15 protein-coding genes are annotated in these 17458 nt (G+C 64.1%); 4 read left to right on the top strand and 11 right to left on the bottom strand.

Features of this window, described 5'->3' with window-relative positions; all coding sequences use genetic code 11:
• Nucleotides 1-199 precede the first annotated feature (199 nt).
• Genes HU144_RS01640 through HU144_RS01630 form a run of 3 tightly spaced genes read left to right on the top strand, consistent with a single transcriptional unit; the run spans nucleotide 200 to nucleotide 3387 of the window.
• A complete protein-coding gene (locus HU144_RS01640; RefSeq protein WP_235349843.1) occupies nucleotides 200-1624 on the top strand; it encodes an amidohydrolase family protein in 1425 nt (474 codons plus the stop codon).
• On the top strand, nucleotides 1600-2346 hold the full coding sequence (locus HU144_RS01635; RefSeq protein WP_235349842.1) for a sulfite exporter TauE/SafE family protein: 747 nt from the start codon (nucleotides 1600-1602) through the stop codon (nucleotides 2344-2346). Before HU144_RS01640 ends, HU144_RS01635 begins: the two co-directional genes overlap by 25 nt.
• 24 nt (nucleotides 2347-2370) lie before the next feature.
• Entirely contained in the window at nucleotides 2371-3387 is a 1017-nt protein-coding gene (locus HU144_RS01630) for a LacI family DNA-binding transcriptional regulator (protein WP_235349841.1), read from the top strand.
• A gap of 113 nt (nucleotides 3388-3500) precedes the next feature.
• Here HU144_RS01630 and HU144_RS01625 read toward each other — a convergent pair whose 3' ends face one another.
• From HU144_RS01625 to HU144_RS01605, 5 genes are all read right to left on the bottom strand, one after another.
• Entirely contained in the window at nucleotides 3501-4889 is a 1389-nt protein-coding gene (locus HU144_RS01625) for a uracil-xanthine permease family protein (RefSeq protein ID WP_235349840.1), read from the bottom strand.
• Between the two features lie 144 nt (nucleotides 4890-5033).
• Nucleotides 5034-5615, bottom strand: a complete 582-nt coding sequence (locus tag HU144_RS01620) for a hypothetical protein (protein WP_235349839.1) — start codon at nucleotides 5613-5615, stop codon at nucleotides 5034-5036.
• Nucleotides 5616-5709: 94 nt separating this feature from the next.
• Nucleotides 5710-6492: a class I SAM-dependent methyltransferase gene (locus HU144_RS01615; RefSeq protein WP_235349838.1), complete on the bottom strand. Its 783-nt coding sequence runs from the start codon at nucleotides 6490-6492 to the stop codon at nucleotides 5710-5712.
• 298 nt (nucleotides 6493-6790) lie between these two features.
• A complete protein-coding gene (locus HU144_RS01610; RefSeq protein WP_235349837.1) occupies nucleotides 6791-7150 on the bottom strand; it encodes a DoxX family protein in 360 nt (119 codons plus the stop codon).
• A 28-nt stretch (nucleotides 7151-7178) separates the two neighbouring features.
• On the bottom strand, nucleotides 7179-7931 hold the full coding sequence (locus HU144_RS01605; protein WP_235349836.1) for a TetR/AcrR family transcriptional regulator: 753 nt from the start codon (nucleotides 7929-7931) through the stop codon (nucleotides 7179-7181).
• Between the two features lie 29 nt (nucleotides 7932-7960).
• Here HU144_RS01605 and HU144_RS01600 point away from each other — a divergent pair, with 29 nt between their 5' ends.
• The gene (locus tag HU144_RS01600) at nucleotides 7961-9238 is read left to right on the top strand and encodes an Nramp family divalent metal transporter (protein ID WP_235349835.1); all 1278 of its coding nucleotides are present in this window, start codon (nucleotides 7961-7963) and stop codon (nucleotides 9236-9238) included.
• Nucleotides 9239-9301: 63 nt separating this feature from the next.
• Here HU144_RS01600 and HU144_RS01595 read toward each other — a convergent pair whose 3' ends face one another.
• The 6 genes from HU144_RS01595 to HU144_RS01570 form a co-directional block, all read right to left on the bottom strand.
• Nucleotides 9302-10192 (bottom strand): metal ABC transporter permease, encoded by an 891-nt coding sequence (locus HU144_RS01595; protein WP_235349834.1) that lies wholly within the window; start codon nucleotides 10190-10192, stop codon nucleotides 9302-9304.
• Entirely contained in the window at nucleotides 10189-10932 is a 744-nt protein-coding gene (locus tag HU144_RS01590; RefSeq protein ID WP_235349833.1) for a metal ABC transporter ATP-binding protein, read from the bottom strand. The genes HU144_RS01595 and HU144_RS01590 overlap by 4 nt, the downstream gene beginning before the upstream one ends.
• Nucleotides 10929-11879 (bottom strand): metal ABC transporter substrate-binding protein, encoded by a 951-nt coding sequence (locus tag HU144_RS01585; RefSeq protein ID WP_235349832.1) that lies wholly within the window; start codon nucleotides 11877-11879, stop codon nucleotides 10929-10931. The genes HU144_RS01590 and HU144_RS01585 overlap by 4 nt, the downstream gene beginning before the upstream one ends.
• Nucleotides 11880-12052: 173 nt before the next feature.
• Nucleotides 12053-13603: a lipase maturation factor family protein gene (locus tag HU144_RS01580; protein ID WP_235349831.1), complete on the bottom strand. Its 1551-nt coding sequence runs from the start codon at nucleotides 13601-13603 to the stop codon at nucleotides 12053-12055.
• A 203-nt stretch (nucleotides 13604-13806) separates the two neighbouring features.
• Nucleotides 13807-16053: a choline BCCT transporter BetT gene (gene betT, locus HU144_RS01575; RefSeq protein WP_235352633.1), complete on the bottom strand. Its 2247-nt coding sequence runs from the start codon at nucleotides 16051-16053 to the stop codon at nucleotides 13807-13809.
• A gap of 244 nt (nucleotides 16054-16297) precedes the next feature.
• Nucleotides 16298-17395: a hypothetical protein gene (locus HU144_RS01570; protein WP_235349830.1), complete on the bottom strand. Its 1098-nt coding sequence runs from the start codon at nucleotides 17393-17395 to the stop codon at nucleotides 16298-16300.
• Nucleotides 17396-17458 lie beyond the last annotated feature (63 nt).

Below are 17458 nucleotides of genomic sequence, written 5' to 3'. Positions count from 1 at the left end.
GCCAGTGCCCCGCCCCAGGGTCGAACACCGTGCCCCACCCCGGGGCCGAACACCGTGCTGGCCACAGACTTTCGGGCCGTTGACGCACCCCAGCGCCGACCCGTAGACTAAAGCTAACCAAATCGATTTGGCTTTCTCGGGTGGAGACCTCCGCGCGATATCGTTGACCAGAGGAAAATGCAGGGTCGAAGAGGCCCCTGTGACGACGAAGGATGACATGACCCAGCTGCACAATCTGCATCAGGCCCCGACACTGCTCATCCCCGAACAGGTCCTCCTTCCCGAGGGCCCGCAGTCTCACTATGGCGTCCTCGTTGCCCACGGTCGCATCGCCGCCGTCGGCTCGCTCGAATCGGTTGCCGCTGAAGCCCCCGCCGATGCCTCCCGCATCGACCTGCCTGGGCGCCTCCTCATGCCGGGCTTCATCGACGCGCATCATCACCTCACGCAGTCCTTCGGCAAGTCACTCGTCTTCGGTGAACCCTCCGAGATCTTCCAGCGCGTCTGGGTGCCGATGGAGGCGAATATGGACGCCGAGGCCATCGACGTCGCTGCTCGTCTGGCCGCGTGGGAATCGCTGCGCGGCGGCTTCACCACGGTCGCCGATGCCGGCACTCGGGCCAGCGTCGATGTCTCTGCCATCTCCGACGTCACCGCCGAGATCGGCCTGCGCTGCGTACTCGGCGTGATCTGCAATGACCTCGGCGGAGGTACGAAGACCGCTGAGGTCGCCGAGGTGGTCGCCGCCGCCGAACGCCACCTGAACAGGTGGGACGCCGATCCTCTGGTCCACCCCTCGCTGGCGGTCTCGATCCCCGAGGTCGCCTCGGACGAGGCCCTGATCGCGGTCACGCAGCTGGCACGCGAAGCAGGAGTCCCCTTCCAGACCCACCTCAACGAACATCTCGCCGCAGTCGAACGATCCCTCATCGCCAACGGGGAGCGTCCGCTGGAACGACTGGCCCGCCTCGGCGCTCTGGGTCCCGAACTTCTGGCCGCGCACGCCACCCTCCTGACTCCGCGCGAGATCCGACTCCTGGCCGAGAGCGGAGGAGCCGTGGCCTACAATCCGGTGGCGAGCTCCTGGAAGGGCAACGCGGTCGCACCCGCTCTGCTCATGCACGAACTGGGAATGCGCGTGGGACTGGGTACCGACGGCACGCGCTCGGACGCCTTCCGTCTCCTCGATGCGGCTGAAACAGCACAGAGACTGACCGGCGGAACCACCGTCGGCGACTCCTCGAGCGGCGGAGGCTGGACCTGGCTCGAACAGGGACTGCGCGGGGGAGCCGACGCAGTCGGCCTGGCCGGGCAAGTCGGAGAGATCGCCCCCGGAGCACTTGCTGACCTGCTCGTGATCGACCTCGAGGTTCCCGAATTCGTGCCCTCCTGGGATGTGCCCTGGGAGCTCGTGCGCATCGCCAACCGCGACCAGATCGAGGCCGTGATCGTCGACGGCAGGCTCCGGCTCGAGAAGGGCTGGCCCGTCGACTGGGACGGACGCGCCTTCCTTGAGCGTGCCCGCGAGGTCTCCCATCGAGTCGTCGCCGATTCTCCGATCACCCGCATCGACCCGTCGGCGAGCGAACATCGCGCCACGTGGATGAGCGAGCACCGCCGGTGACGGTCCTCGGCCTCTCGATCCTCGCCTTCAGCATCGTCGCGATCACCGTGCTGCTCTCAGCCTTCGTGCAGGGCTCGACCGGCATGGGATTCGCAATGATCACGGCACCCGTCGTCAGCTTCATCGACCCGAGCCTCATCCCCGTCATGCTACTCGTGCTGATGATCCCGCTGAACTTCTACGTTGCGGCCCGGGAGCGATCCGACATCCACTGGCACGGGGTGAAATGGATCAGCGTGGGCCGCTTCGCCGGCACGTTCTTCGGGCTGTGGATCCTCGTCATCGTCAACCTCCACCAACTCGCTCTGCTCATCGGCTGGTCAACGCTCGTGGCCGCCGTCATCGCACTGCTCGCCCCGAAGTTCACTCCGAACAAGCCCGTTCTGGCCATCGTCGGACTCATCACCGGCGTCACCGAGACCTCGACTGGCATCGGCGGACCCCCTTATGCACTGGCCTACCAGCACAGTCCCGGCCCGGAACTGCGCTCGACGGTGGCCGTGTGCTTCCTCGTCGGGGAAGTCATCTCCCTGATCGTCCTGGCCATCAGCGGTCAGGTCAGTGGGCCGACGATGCTGTTCACCGCCGCCATGCTGCCCTTCCTGGCCATCGGATCCTTCCTCAGCAAGTACGTCCACCACCGCCTCGACGGTCCGGTGCTGCGATACATCGTCCTCGGCTTCGCGATCATCTCCGGGGCCATCGTCATCATCCAGTCATGAGCCCTCGTCCAGTAGTCTGAGGGCATGGGAGATTCTTCGCGTCCGAGTCGGGCCACGATCGCCGATGTGGCTCGTGAAGCCGGTGTCTCGCGCACGACCGTGTCCCATGCCCTCAACGGTTTGGGCAAGGTCAACTCGGCTACACGGGACAAGGTCAAAGAGGTCGCCGCCAGTCTGAACTATCGTCCCAGCGTCCGGGCCCAGGGGCTCCGCTCAGGCCGGTCCCAGGCGCTGGCCCTCTTGTCGTCGATGCCTTCGGCCGTCTCCGCTGGACCCTCGCAGCTGGGATTCTTCACCGAACTCGCGATGGGATGCGCGCGGACCGCACTGCTCAAGGGCTACGTCTTCGTCCTCGCTCCACCAGACGGCGATGCCAATCCCGTCGACCGGCTCGACATCGATGGTGCGATCCTCCTTGAGCCGGCTGCTGATGACCCCATCGCTGCGGCTCTGAATGACCGCGGCATTCCGTTCGTGGCGATCGATGGTCCTGCAGGCGAACGCACTGTGGATCTGCATCATGAAGAGACCGCGGAGCTTCTCGTCTCGCATCTCGTGGAGCGCGGAGCCCAGCATCCGGCTCTCGTCGTGGGCTCGGATCGGCGCAGATCGCAGGCTGCCGCACGGGCGGTCTATGAGGCCGCTGCCGTTCGTATCGGCTTCACCCCATTGATCGCCGAGGCGGACGAAGGTGATGGTGAGGACGGCGGGTACCGCGCGTCGACCTGGCTGCTGGCTGAGCATCCGGAAGTCGACGGACTGATCGTTCCCATCGATGCATTCGCCACTGGTGCCGTGCGGGCAGGAGTTGAGGCGGGACGGACGGTCGGAGACGATCTGCTCATCGCCACGAGGTACGACGGTCTGCGCTCCCGCACGAGCACACCACCGCTCACCGCTGTCGACCTGGGACTCGACGAGATCTCGGGCGCGGCCGTTGAGCGCCTCGTCGCTATTCTCGACGGTGAATCCGAGCAGGTGGCCACAAGCGCATCCGCACCGACCCTCGTTGTCAGAGAATCGACCTCCGGGCCCGCCTGATCGACTTCCCGGCCTGCGTGATCGTCGCAGCCAGCCAGCGTGATCGTCTCAGCGGGCCTGCCTGATCGACTTCCCAGCCTGCCTGATCAGATCAGCAGAGCCATACCGCCACATCAGATCCGGTAGTCGCCGGGGCGCTGAGCCAGGTGGCTGGGATCGTCGATTGCCGTCCGAGACTTCGGGTGCCTGTTGCGCTTGCCCGTGTGGTGGAAGAGCAGGTTGAGAAGCACTGAGACGAATGCGGCCATCGCGACTCCGCTGCCCAGCAGCGAGGCGACGTTGGGTGAGAGCTGTGAGTACATACCCGGAATGAGCACAGGGAGAAGCCCGGCGGCCAATCCGACGGTGGCCGTGATGAGGTTGCCGGTCTGGTTGAAGTCGACCTTGGCGAGCATCTGTATGCCCAGGACTGCGATGATCGCGAAGACCACGACTGCCGTTCCGCCGACGACTGCCGCCGGTATGCCGTTGAGGATCCTGGCGATGGGGCTGATGCCGATGATGATGAGGAGGACGCCGGCGAAGGCCGTGACGAACCTGCTGCGCACACCCGAAGCACGCACAATGCCGACGTTCTCACCGCTGGTGACCATCGCCGGTGTGCCGAAGACTCCACCGAAGATCGTGATGATGCCGTCTGCGCGGATCAGCCGTGGAACGTCGCGACTGGCATCCACCTTCTTCTCGACGATCTCGCCGTTGATGATCGTCTGTCCGGTCGCCTCGGCCATCGAGGCCAAGGCCCACAGCAGCATCGGGATCGCGGCGATGACATCGAACTTTGGGGTGCCGAAGGGAAAGAGCGTCGGGGCCGCCAGCAGCGGGCCGCCGGTCTGTGCGGCGAAGTCGGTCACGCCCATGAACGCGGCGACGATGGTGCCGCCGATGAGTCCGAGTGCGACCGAGAGCTTGCCGAGCATTCCGCGCAGGAAGCGGAAGCACAGCACGGTGATGACGACCGTGATGAGGCCGAGCAGCAGGTTCTGCGGATCGCCGAACTCCTGGGTGTCGGCCTCACCGACGATGAGCTTGCCGGTGACTTGGACGAGGTTGACGCCGATGACGATGACCATGATCCCGATGACCAGCGGCGGGAAGAATTTGAGCAGTTTCACGAACAGGGTGACTGCCAGGATGTAGAAGACGCCGGTGAGGATGACTGCGCCCACGGCAGTCTCGATGTCGGCACCCTGGCCGATCGTGATGAACAGGACCGTGGCTGCGCCGCCGGGGAGCATGACGAAGGGCAGTTTGACGCCGATCTTCCATACGCCGACGGATTGGAGTATCGACCCGAGGCCGGAGAAGATGAAGACCGCCGCCAAGATCGCCGAGGTGGCAGCCTCGTCGAGGTCCAATGCGCCGGCGATGAGGAAGACCGAGGAGATCGGTGTGGCCACCATGACCAGGACGTGCTGGATGGCGAACGGGATGAGCCTGTGCATCGGTCGAAGCTGATCGACGGGATGAACGGTCTCGGCTGCTTCGGGTGCGGCGGTCATAGGACTCTCCTCGGAAACGCATCATGATCAAGCCCAGCATCATTGGAGGCCAAATCGATTTGTTTAATCGTCCCTGGAGACACGGATCGTGTCAAGAGTCAGTCTGAATATCGGACGAAGCCGAGTCTGAACTGCGCGAGAGCCTCAGGCGAAGATGAAGCTGAGGATCATGAAGGACCCGAAGGAGATGAAGGGGACTAGGACGGCGATGGCGATTGCGACGATGCCCTGAGTCCTGGCGCGGCCAGAGGCGGCTGAGACGATGCCCATGATGAGACCGGTGACGCCGAGCGCGGCACACAGGACCTGAAGGCCGGCGAGTGCGATTGCGAGGTTCTGGTACCAGCTGGGAACGTCGGAGAAGTAGTACCCGAATTCGGCCTCCGACGGTCCGATGGTGACACCCAGGACGATCGAGCCGAGCAGGGACAGTCCCGCGGCGACGATTGTGAGGACCAGGGCGACCTTGCCCAGCAGTGGGCGGTTCGCACCTGTCGGTGATGCCCCGTTGTGATCGGTCTCCGCGCTGGGTGAAGCGGGTGAAGTGGGTGACTGACCAGAGCTGAGCGCGTGACTGGGGCTGCGATGACTGGCGCTGTGATGGCTGGCGCTGTGATGGCTGGCCTCGTGCGCGTGACTTCCCAGTCCCAACGCCGCGGTATAGGGCTGCTGAGCAGCCAACTCGTCATCGGTGGGCTGGGGGTACATGAAGTCCGGCGAGGTCATGTCTTCGACACTATCGACGCCGCCCACTGCCCGCCCATGCGGCTTACCTGTGACCGAGGTCGGGAAAACCTGACCATCTGCCGAGGCGGATGCGTCAGCGTTCGGCGACGATGAGGAAGCGCTTCTGCGTGACCTCGATCGGAGAGCGGCGGGCCGCCAACCGGTCGAGGGCGACGAGGTTGTCCGCCACCGTGAACCCCGGGACATCCCAGGGGATATAGGCGAGGTATTCGATGACCGCCTCGACGTCGGCGAACTCCATCATGCCGGTCCACTCGTCGGCATCGGTGATGGTGAACCCCTGTTCCTCGAGCTCATTGAGGCGCGGTCCGAGCCGGTTCTGGGGAGTCTCGGGCCAGCCTCCGAACCAGAGCCTGAACTCGGATGCTTCCGTGCCGTCGACCTGCTGAGTGATGAAGCCTCCGTCGGGCTTCACTACTCGAGCGAGCTCGGCTGGATCGTAGCTCTCATGCCGGTTCATCACGAGGTCGAAAAAATCGTCGGGCCACGGCATGGGCTCGCCGGTCTCGCTGTCGTACTCGCGGACCTCGATGCCGTATTCCGCTAGCGCCGAGGTGGCCACGTCCAGATTCGGCTTCCACCCCTCGCTGGCATGGACCACAGATTCGCGACCGAGAAAGCCCCCGACTGCACTGACGCGCCTGACGAGGTCGCGAAGGCGCTCGCCGCCCCCGGTTCCCATGTCGAGGCAGGCAGCCGACCTCGCCATCGCCTTGGCGCAGCTCAGTTCAAAATCCCAGGGCGGTTCGTCGGCGACCAGGCGGGAGCCAAGTGCGGCGAAGTCCCACCCGGTCATCACTGCGGTCTCGTGGATCCACGTCCAACGGGCGTATCGATCCTCTGCAGATTCGGCCACGCTGCCAATCCCTCCGTCGTGGTGCCGTCCTCTCGGCCCTAGCCTCTGCCTTTGGGCCGCGGTGCCAAATGGTCGGCCGAAGCGCCGGTCACTGTGGAATTGCGTGCGAGAAATCGCCGGTAGTCGAACGCAACTCCACAATGAAATCTACCGCAAGGGGCCACACGCTTCCACAGGTGAAGACAAGTTCTCAGTCGCGGGCGCCTAGGCGATTCCGCGGTGTTCGGGCAGCAGCGGCTCAAGCGAGGCAGCAGCGGCTCAGACGAGGCAGCAATCACTCAGACGAGGAAGCAATCACTCAGACGAGGAAGCAGAAGACGAGGATGAGGACATTGAGTACGAGCAGCCCCAGACAGTTGACCCAGAAGTCGCGGCCGACGTAACCGGCACGCAGATGGGCGGCGGCAGCGGTGAGGAAGTAGACGATGAGGCCGACGGCCGCAGCCAGGCCGACGCCCGGAATCCAGAAGCCGGCGACCAGCCCGGCTGCCGCGAGGAATTTCACCACCGCGAGCACCCACCACCAGTCACGCGGAAGTCCGACCCCGTCAAGGCAGGCGGCGATGACCTTCGGCGGCCAGAATGTCAGGAAGCCGTCGACGAGGACGATGAGGGCCATCACCGCCACCGGCCACCAGGGATCGGGAAGCAAGGTCATGTCGAACTCCTTATATCGGGAGACGGCGTCATATGGGTCGCCTCAGCTGGGTGTGGAACGCGATGCTGTCCGAGAGGGCCTCGGTCGCCTCGGCGAGACTCATATCGCTGGCCGCCCACCGGAACAGGATGCCGAGGTAGGAGTCATAGAGTGCGACGGCACTGGCCTGGGCATACGCCTCGCTGATCCCGATCGAGACCAGACTCGACGACAGTTTGTCCTGCAGGTCCGCCGCCAGAGTTTCGAACACCTGAGGCTTGCCGGCCACGCGCATCAGCGCGGCCGCGTAGTCCCGGGACAGGTCCTCGTGAGCGGCGAAGAACTCGAGAAACGGCAGGAAGATCCCCACCAGGTGGTTCTGCACCGCCGAGGTGGCCGCTGGCCTGGCGCGGGTTCGCGTCGATTGCGTCGCCTCTGTGACTGCCCGTGCCCGAGCAGGGAGAGTGTAGTTCCCGGACTGGAGCTGGCCGATCCATCGGTCGTAGCAGCGAACGAGGAGGACATCCTTGTCGCCGGCGGCCATCACCCTGCCCACGGACACCTCGGCGCGTTTGGCGATGCCCCTGACTGTCGTGGTCTTGTAGCCGAACTCGAGGAACAGATCGGCGGCGGCAGAGATGACCTTCTCCTCGGTCCTCAGCCGACGATCTGCGCGTGAGTGAACATGTTCAGTGGGCATAGTCGAATCGTAGGCCTTTCTGTGTTCAGTTACCAGGGGCAGCCGAATGCGGAAGTGCAGTCCCATGCGGAAGACCAGCTTCGTGCGGAAGTGCGGTCCCATGCGGAGATGTTGCCCGCAAGGAAAAGTCAATGTACGTTAACTTTATGAACGTCGATCCATCGAAAACCGGCAGCCCCGAAGTCACTGCGGCGCGCCCGAAGAAGGTCTCGACGTTCTTCCTCCTGGGGCCGGCCTTCGTCGCGGCGATCGCATACGTCGATCCGGGCAATGTCGCGGCCAACCTCAGCGCGGGCGCCCAATACGGATATCTGCTCGTGTGGGTCCTCGTCGCGGCCAACCTCATCGCTGTTCTCGTGCAGTACCTGTCGTCGAAGCTCGGTCTTGTCTCCGGGCATTCGCTGCCAAGCCTCCTCGGGAACAGGCTGAGCCGCCGGTCACGACTGGCGTATTGGGGGCAGGCGGAGGTCGTGGCCATTGCCACCGACATCGCCGAGGTGATCGGTGGTGCCATCGCCCTGAAGATCCTCTTCGACCTGCCGCTGCTTCTGGGTGGAGTCATCGTCGGCGTCGTGTCCCTGTTCCTGCTCTCGATCCAGTCCACCCGTGGTCAGCGTCCCTTCGAAACGGTGATCATCACCCTGCTCGCAATCATCGCCATTGGCTTTCTAGCAGGCCTGTTCGTCGGCGATGTGAATTGGGGACAAGCGGCAGGTGGAATCGTGCCCAGACTTGAGGGCACGAACTCGGTGGTCCTCGCTGCCAGCATGTTGGGTGCGACCGTGATGCCCCACGCGATCTACCTGCATTCGGCGCTGTCCGTCGACCGGCACGGCGCGGCACCGCGTGCGTCGATTCCCCAGCTGCTCAGGGCCAGCCGGTGGGACGTCGTGCTCTCCCTCGTCATCGCAGGCTCGGTCAATATCGCCATGCTTCTGCTCGCCGCTGCCTCGCTGCGCGGTCAGGACGGAACCGACACGATCGAGGGCGCGCACGCGGTCGTGTCGGCCAACCTCGGCGAGGTTGTGGGCCTGTTCTTCGGCATCGGACTGCTCGCCTCCGGCCTGACCTCGAGCGCCGTCGGGTCCTATGCGGGGGCCTCGATCATGCAGGGCCTGCTGCGGGTCAACGTCCCGATCGTGTGGCAGAGGGCCGTGACCATGATCCCCGCGCTCATCATCCTGGGAATCGGAGCAGACCCGACCTGGTCCCTCGTCCTCAGCCAAGTCGTGCTCAGCCTCGGCATTCCGTTCGCGATGATTCCCCTGGTCAGGCTCACGATGAATCGGACGGTGATGGGCCAGTACGCGAACTCACGAATCATCACGATCGTCGCGATCCTCGCCTCGGGGCTCATCATCGCACTCAATGTCGTGCTCATCGTGCTCCTGGCGTTGGGCATCGACTGAGTCGGGTCCGCCAGACCGGGACTGACGTCGATGTCGTCAGTCGCGACTGCGCGGCCCCGACGGTCAAAGCGGGGCAACGGAAGAGCTCGTGTTGACCAGCTCCCGCCGCCTGCGCACAGACAGGCGCCGACCGATCAGTCCGTGCCGGGGGCTGAAGAGGTAGACGAGGGCGAAGGCGGCACCTTGGGAGAGCACGACCATGCCGCCCGAAGCGGTGTCGAGGTAGTAGCTCGCGTAGAGCCCGACCAGCGCACAGCCGATCGAAATCGCCGGGGCGATGAGAAGCATGCGTTGGAACCGGTCGGTGAGCAGATAGGCGGTGGCGCCGGGGATGATGAGCATGGCGACGACGAGGACCACCCCGACGGCCTGCAGTGCGACGACTGAGGTCAGTGCCAGCAGGCCCAGCAGCATTGCACCGAGGACCTTCGGGTTGAGGCCGAGCGCGTGTGCATGGGTGGGATCGAAGGCGAAGAGGGTGAAATCCCGATTCTTCGCCACAAGCACCGCCAGGGTGATGACGCCGAGGACGGTCACCTGAAGCAGCTCGGAGGAGGAGACGCCGAGGAGGTTGCCGAAGATGATGTGGTTGAGATCCGTGTGCGAGGGGACGACGGAGATGAGTACGAGCCCAAGAGCGAACAGCGTCGTGAACACGATTCCGATCGCGGCGTCCTCCTTGATCCGGCTCGTATCACGCACGGCGCCGATGAGCCCGACGGCGAGGAATCCGAAGACCACAGCCCCCAGCGCGAACGGTGCGCCGAGGACATAGGCGAGGACGACTCCGGGCAGCACAGCATGCGAGACTGCATCTCCCATGAGCGACCAGCCGATGAGCACCAGCCAGCACGAGAGCACGGCGCAGACGATGGACGCGATCAGGGTGGTTGCCAGTGCGCGAAGCATGAAGTCATAGCCCATTGGTTCGAATAGGAGGTTGAAGACGGTCATGTTGCCGCACCTGCGTTCAGTACGTCGAGGCCGAAGGCCAGGGCGAGGTTCTCGGGCTGGAGGATCTCCTGGGGGTCGCCTTGGAGCAGAACCCTGCGCATGAGCAGAATCGCCTCGTCGGCTAAGTCGGGCAGTGCGTGCAGGTCGTGGGTGGACACGAGCACTGTGGCACCTGCGGCGGCGAGTTCCCTCAGTAGGCTGGTGATCGTGGCTTCGGTGCGTTTGTCGACACCGGCGAAGGGCTCGTCGAGCAGGAGGATCGTGGCACCCTGCGCGATTCCCCGGGCAACGAAGGCCCGCTTCTTCTGTCCACCCGAGAGCTGGCCGATCTGACGGTCGGCGTACTCGGTGAGTTCGACGCGTTCGAGTGCCTCATCGACCGACTCGCGGTCGGCTCTCTTCCGCAGGCGCAGTGGCCCCATGTGTCCGTACCGGCCCATCATGACCACCTCACGCACGGAGAGAGGGAAGTCCCAATCGACGTCCTCGCTCTGCGGAACGTAGCCGAGGATACCGGCCCGCCGTGCCGAGGCAGTGGATTCGCCGTTGATGGCGACGGTACCGAAATCGGGCGCTGCCATGCCCATGATCGCCTTGAACAGCGTCGACTTTCCGGACCCGTTCATGCCGATCAGACCACAGATCCGGCCCGGCTCGAGGGTGAAGGAAGCACGGTCGAGAGCCACGACGAGCCCGTAGTGGACGGTCACTTCGTTGACGGCGATGGCGGGAGTGCTCATGAGTTCTCTCCTGTCAGGGCTTCGGTGATCACAGACACGTCGTGACGGATGAGATCAAGGTAGGTTGGAACCGGGCCGTCGGCCTCGGAAAGTGAATCGACGTAGAGGGTGCCACCGAATTCTGCCTCGGTGGCCTCGACGACCCGTTCCATCGGAGCCGGAGAGACCGTGGACTCGCAGAAGACTGCGGGCACGTCGTTGGCTTCGACGAATTCGATCGCCGAGGTGATCTGACCGGGTGTTGCCTGCGCTTCGGCGTTGACCGGCCAGATGAACTTCTCGGCCAGTTCAGCATCCCTGGCGAGGTAGGAGAACGCGCCTTCGCAGGTGACGAGGGCCCGCTTCTTCTTCGGCAGTACTGACAGGTCCGCGAGGAGTTCGTCCTGGACGTCCTGCAATTGGGTGCTGTAGGCCTCGGCCTGGTCGTGATAGTCCTCGGTGTGATCGGGATCGAGGTCGCTGAAGGCCTCTGCCATGTTCTGCGCATAGATCTGCACATTGAGCGGGCTCATCCAGGCATGCGGGTTGGGTTTGCCGGCGTATGCGTCCGCGGTGATCGAGAGCTCCTGGACGCCTTCGCTGACGACGGCATGGGGGACATCGAGGTCGCCGACGAACTGCTCGAACCACTGCTCGAGATTCAGTCCGTTGTCGAGGACGAGGTCGGCCTGCGAAGCTCTGCGAATGTCTCCGGGGGTGGGCTCGTAGCCGTGGATCTCGGCACCGACCTTGGTGATGGACGCGACGTCGAGATGTTCTCCGGCGACGTTCTCTGCGATGTCGGCGAGGACGGTGAATGTGGTGAGGACGACAGGCTTGCCTCCCTCGCCGACGTCCGATTCGGGCGCGGAGCTGCCGGCTGTGCAGGCGGTGAGACCGAGTGTGAGGGCGCACGCGGTGACGGCTGTCAGTGTGCGGGCAGGATTGTGGTGTCTGAGGTGGGGCAAGGCGGCTCCTGAATCGGAAACTGGTGCCCGAGCCTGAGTCAGGATCGGAAAGTTAATGTACATTAACTTTAGGCTTGGCTGAGCAGCGGAGCAAGTTTCTCACCTGCGCAATTGCGCAAATCGGGCCGTGGAGGCACTCAGCTCAGCGGGGTCGTCCGGTTCTGCAGAGCCGTTCACCCGTTCCGCAGGTCCGTGGGCTCGACCATGGTGCGAGGATTCGACCTCACCCACCACGGCCGAGGCTGTCCTTCCTCCCGTGCCTGCCGTCGTTCCTCACCGGTGGCGTAGCGGTAGGTGAAGATCCGGACCCGGATGAGAGCCGGTGCCTGACCGTCGAAGGGGTCAGGGCCCAGCTGCGTTCGGATCTGCGCGTCCCCGTCCCCGATGCGTTCGAGCAGCGCATAGAACCAGGACTGCCGGTAGTCACCGAGGGCCGCGAACCACATCAGCCAGTCCAGGCGCAGGTGATAGGGCGCAACGATCGGGGAGCGACGATGCACGTCCCCGGGTTTGCCCTTGAACACATAGGGCCGCCAGTCTCCTGAGTCCATCGTTGCATCGGGATCCAGGGTGCCTTCGATGATGATCTCGTCACGGGTCTCGGTCATCGACCCGAAGGCGCCATAGGCGTTGCCCAAACCCCACCGATTGAAGCTGGCATTCATCTTCTGACGTGGCGAGAACAGGTTGCGCAGAGCCGGGATGTTGAGCACGCACTGCCAGATGACGAAGGCCAAGATGAGGATCGCCCACCACAGCGGTTGGACTTCGGCCGACCCAGCCGACCCGAACTCAGCGTTCGACGTCGACCATCCCGCCACCTCGGCGAGGGACCCGATAGGCCAGCCCCATCCGGGCCAGGGCCCACCGACGATCCAGGCTAGGAACGAGTCGCTGATCCCGGCGAAGGCAAGCAGGATCGTCGCCCAATTCAGCCAGGCATAGTTGCCGGTGATGACGAGTGCGAGCTGTGTGATGATGATGGCGACGGCGGCGAAGGATGCGATGGGTTGGGGGAGGAAGAGCAGCCACGGTGCGATGAGTTGGACGACGTGACTGCCAAGAGTCTCACCTCGATGCCACCATCCGGGCATCAGATGGGCTCGGCGACTCAACGGCCCCGGCATGGGCTGGGTCTGATGGTGATAGTCCATGGCGGACAGGTCACGCCACGAGCTGTCCCCGCGCATCTTGATCATGCCCGCCCCGAACTCGACGCGGACGACGAACCAGCGGAGGAAGAAGATCATCAGCAGCGAGGGAGCCACCTCGTGAGAGCCGAGGAATCCGACGAGGAATCCGGCCTCGAGTAGGAGCGATTCCCAGCCGAAGCCGTAGAAGCGCTGCCCGATGCTCGAGATTGAGAAGTAGAGCCACCACATGAGTCCGAACACCGGGATCGTCGTCCACGCGGGCCCGGCCTGGGGGAGGCCGACGACGACGGTCATCGCCGCGATCATGCCGATGCCGCACACGATGCGCAGCCGGCGGTCCGTGTAGGTGAAGCGCTTCCACCGGAACAGGCTCGGCGCCTGAGCGGAGGTGGTGGCCGCGATGAATCGTGGTGCTGGAGTCAGCCCATGGTCGCCCAGCAGCGCGGGGAACTGGTTCCAGGCGCTGAGGAAGGCGATGAAGAAGAGGAGACCGAATCCGCGCTGGAGGACCTCGCGGGCGATCGTGTAGTCCTCGGCTGACAATAATGACAGCACCGCGATCAAGTCCACGGCGAACCACCTCCCGGTTCTCGCATCCGTGTGGGTCTCGCTGAGCCCACGACATCCCTGACTCGACTATGGTGCCAAGGACGCGATCGTGCAACACCCCGATGAATGCGCCGAGGCTGCCCCCGGTGTCGGGGACAGCCTCGGTTCACGGTCGGCTCGGTTCTCCAGCTGGCTGGTTCAGCGGACCTGCACGGTCTGGCGCATCAGCGGCCTTTGCCGGCAGGTTCCGATTCGACTTCCTCGACCGATTCGACTTCCTCGGCCGAGGTGGGCACCGCCGGAATCGAATCCGTGGCCGGGGGACTCGGAGGCGTGACGACCGACTGGTACGAGTGCTCATGCGAATAGGCGAGGAACGACAAGTGGTTCTCGTACCGATCGAGGACGTCGTCGATGATCTGCTGCCCACTTAGACCCATGAGGTCATAGCCCTCGGAACCGGTCTGGGTGAAGACCTCGATCCGGTAGTACACGTCATCGCCGCGCGGGGCATTGCGTGCACCGAATGAGGGAACATTGTGTTCGACAGCGGCGACCTGGTAGTGGAAGTTGCGCTGTTCGTCCATGTCGACGATGAGCGTGAACTCCGTGATTCCCGATTCCGGGCCGGTCTCCTGAGTCAGCTCGACAGTGTATTCGAGCTCGCGGAACTCGGCGGCCACAGCTTCCAGAGCGGGTTCGACCACCTCGTTGACGAACCTGTCGACGGACTTCTTCGATGGGTAGGAGCGCAGAGTAGCCAGGCGCTGACGCCACGTCTTCTCCGGGGTGCGGCCACCGTGGACGGCAGTGGTTCGACGCTTGCGGGTCCGGCCCTCCCTCTCTGCTCGCTCCATGCGCAGCACCTTCGAGAAGGAGGCCATGACGAGATAGGCGATGACCGTCACCGGCAGGGCGAAGATCAGCGTCGCGTATTCCATCGTCGTCACCCCTCCCGCGACGAGCATGGCGATGGTCAGCACAGCGGTGACGACGGCCCAGAAGATCCGCAGCCATTTCGCTCCGTCTTCCTCAGGGTTGGGGATGGTGGAGCTGAAGTTCGACATCACCATCGCACCCGAGTTCGCACTCGTGAGGTAGAAGAGCAGACCGGAGAGCGTGGCCAGGCCGATGAGGAACGTCGATCCCGGGAACATGTCGAGGAGGGCATACCAGCCCTGTTCGGGTGAATCGATGGCCTGCTGAGCGAAGTCCCTGTTGCCGCTGAAGACCTCTGAGAGGGCGGAGTTGCCGAAGATCGAGACGATGATGAAGTCGCAGATCACGGGCGCGGTGATCGCAGCGATGACGAACTCGCGCAGTGTGCGTCCACGGGAGATGCGGGCCAGGAACAGTCCGACGAAGGGACCCCAGGCCAGCCAGAATGCCCAGAAGAACAGCGTCCAGGCGCCCATCCAGGCAGAGCCGTCATCGACATAGGCGAACGTGGACAGGGTGCGCTCTGGCAGAGTGAAGATGAAGCGGCCGATGTTCTCGACCAATGCATTGAGCAGGAAGGCCGTCTTGCCGGTGACGAGGATGTAGAGCATCATCGCGGCACAGGACCAGAGGTTGAGCTCGGAGACCAAGCGGATGCCCTTGTCCACACCGGAGGTGCAGGCCGCGATCGTCATGATGACCGCGACGATGACGAGGGCGATCTGGAGTGCGAGGCCCTGTTGCAGACCGAAGAGTTCGGAGAATCCGACGTTGAGCAGGACGACGCCGATGCCCATCGAGGTGGCTACGCCGAAGACGGTGCCGACGAGCGCGAAGATGTCGATGACGTCCCCCGTGGCTCCGCGCACCCGCTTGCCCAGCAAGGGGTAGAGGACTGCGCGGATCGACAGGGGCATGCCCCAGCGGTAGGCGAAGTAGCCCATGGCCATGCCCAGCAGCGAGTACATCGACCAGCCGGCGATGCCGTAGTGGAACATCGTCCACACCACGGCATCCTGCGCGGCGGCCGCCGACTCGGGATCGGCGTTGACCGGCTGCAGGAACTGGGTGATCGGCCCGGTCACCGAATAGAAGAGCATGTCGATGCCCACACCCGCGGCGAAGAGCATCGCGACCCAGGTGAAGAGGTTGTACTGCGGCCGGGAATGGTCCGGGCCCAGACGCACCGAACCTTCTTTGGACAGGGCGACCCAGAGGACGAAGGCGATGACGACGGTGACCGTGAGGACGTAGTACCAGCCGAGGTTCGTCGCGATCCAGTCAACGATCGATTTCATCGTCGACTGTGCGAAGTCGGGCATGAGCATCGCCCAGATCGAGAAGCCGAGGATCACCGCCGAGGAGATGATGAAGACCTTCCAGTTGACCCGGGATCCCCGCTCGTCCGTGAGCTCGGCGGGACCGCGGCTCATCTCCGTGCTGGAGATCGGAGGGCGCTTCTCGGGGTCGACGTCTCGGGCAGATCTGTCGGTACCGCCGAAGCGCTCACGCTCGACGATGGGTCGTTTCATCTTCTCTTCGTTGGGATCCTGCACGCATAACCTCCGGTCGGAAACTCTGGACTCGCCCAAAAGGGCACCGATCTATCTTAGACTCTCGGTGCTTTGCCAGGGACTCCGCCCCCTATTTTCAGGGCAAGTTCGTTATCTTCAGGTAGCTCACGTGACCCGGCAGAGGCGGTGAGGAGGGGCCGCGACGGTCCGGTTCTCAACCGCGGACTAGGTCCGGCTCTCAGCCGCGGACTAGGTCCGGTTCTCAGCCGCGGAGTTGTCCGGTTCGTGCGAGACGACTGACCGCCTCGGCGAAGGCCCGGGACTGTTCGGGATCTCCACCGACGACGCGCATGTCCTGGCGGTCGCGGAAGTGCGCAGTCGTCATCAGATCGTGGCCCACTCGCTCAGAACTGGCGCCGAGGAGCTGCCCGGGACTGGCCTGTTCGAGAATGAAGGTCCGATCGGATCCGAGGATCGAGGCACGGACGAACCTATGATTCGTGGCGATGAGCATCTGCGGTTCCGGGGTCCGTTCGCTCTTGAAGTGCATGAGCAGCTGCTCCCCGTCTCGGAGCATGTCGAACGGCGGCGCACCTGGAGCGGGCCGGCGTTGATGATCGGGACCGAACTGCTCCGAACGCCGTCGCTCCCGAGCACTCAGTCGGGGGTGGTTCGCATCGTAGCGATCCACTCGGGCGATGGCCCAGGCGCGGGCGCCGATGACGGTGACCAGGGTCAAGGGCACAGCGAGTGCGGCCATCGTCAGCGCCGCGCCGGTCGACTGCTCTGGGAGGAAGATGAAACCGACAGTGATGCCGAGGGCGACGATGAACATGATGACCATCGCCGTGATGAAGAGACCGAGCCGATCCCGGTTGAACGCCTCGGCGATGGAGGCGAACATGAACCCGATATTGGTGCTGGCCCAGCACAGGAGGAAGAGGGTGAGGGCGGGAACTGGCGATGTAGCGTAGTCGCCCCACACCGTTCCCGGACGTCCCGGGAATTCGGCGAACGAATGCCAGATGAACACCGAGGCTGTGCAGAAGACCGCGAAGATGGGCCCCACCGACAGCACCTTGTACCAGGACTGTCGGATGAAACCGGTGTACGAATCGGGTGTCCCGGGGAGGTGGGAATCGGCGGCCGCAGCGGCTGACTTCGAAGAGTCATCCTCGTCGAAGAAGACGATCGCAATCGAGTGATAGAGGCCGAGCAGGCCGAAGCACGCCGTCGCGGCGCCTTTGGGGTCGAAATCCCCGATGCGGCTGGCGCGGGGGTCGATGCCGGCGTTCGCAAGGGCGAAGATGACCACCATGAATAGTGCGAGAGCCACTGCATAGACCAGGGTGGTGCTCAACTTATGCGTCCTCATCCTCATGCTGTGATTCTTCCAGGCTGCACCTTCTCCCGCAGGCGAAAG

This window comes from Brevibacterium sp. UCMA 11752, from assembly GCF_021532235.1.
Lineage (GTDB): Bacteria > Actinomycetota > Actinomycetes > Actinomycetales > Brevibacteriaceae > Brevibacterium > Brevibacterium antiquum.
Note: the sequence above shows the minus strand (reverse complement) of the source record. Positions and strands in the feature narration are given on the sequence as shown.

Excerpts from the sequence above, each read along its gene's own strand:
- HU144_RS01630 (WP_235349841.1), top strand. The coding sequence starts at position 2,371 with ATGGGAGATTCTTCGCGTCCGAGTCGGGCCACGATCGCCGATGTGGCT.
- HU144_RS01625 (WP_235349840.1), bottom strand. The coding sequence starts at position 4,889 with ATGACCGCCGCACCCGAAGCAGCCGAGACCGTTCATCCCGTCGATCAG.
- HU144_RS01620 (WP_235349839.1), bottom strand. The coding sequence starts at position 5,615 with ATGACCTCGCCGGACTTCATGTACCCCCAGCCCACCGATGACGAGTTG.
- HU144_RS01610 (WP_235349837.1), bottom strand. The coding sequence starts at position 7,150 with ATGACCTTGCTTCCCGATCCCTGGTGGCCGGTGGCGGTGATGGCCCTC.
- HU144_RS01605 (WP_235349836.1), bottom strand. The coding sequence starts at position 7,931 with ATGGGACCGCACTTCCGCACGAAGCTGGTCTTCCGCATGGGACTGCAC.
- HU144_RS01600 (WP_235349835.1), top strand. The coding sequence starts at position 7,961 with ATGTACGTTAACTTTATGAACGTCGATCCATCGAAAACCGGCAGCCCC.
- HU144_RS01595 (WP_235349834.1), bottom strand. The coding sequence starts at position 10,192 with ATGACCGTCTTCAACCTCCTATTCGAACCAATGGGCTATGACTTCATG.
- HU144_RS01590 (WP_235349833.1), bottom strand. The coding sequence starts at position 10,932 with ATGAGCACTCCCGCCATCGCCGTCAACGAAGTGACCGTCCACTACGGG.
- betT (WP_235352633.1), bottom strand. The coding sequence starts at position 16,053 with ATGAAACGACCCATCGTCGAGCGTGAGCGCTTCGGCGGTACCGACAGA.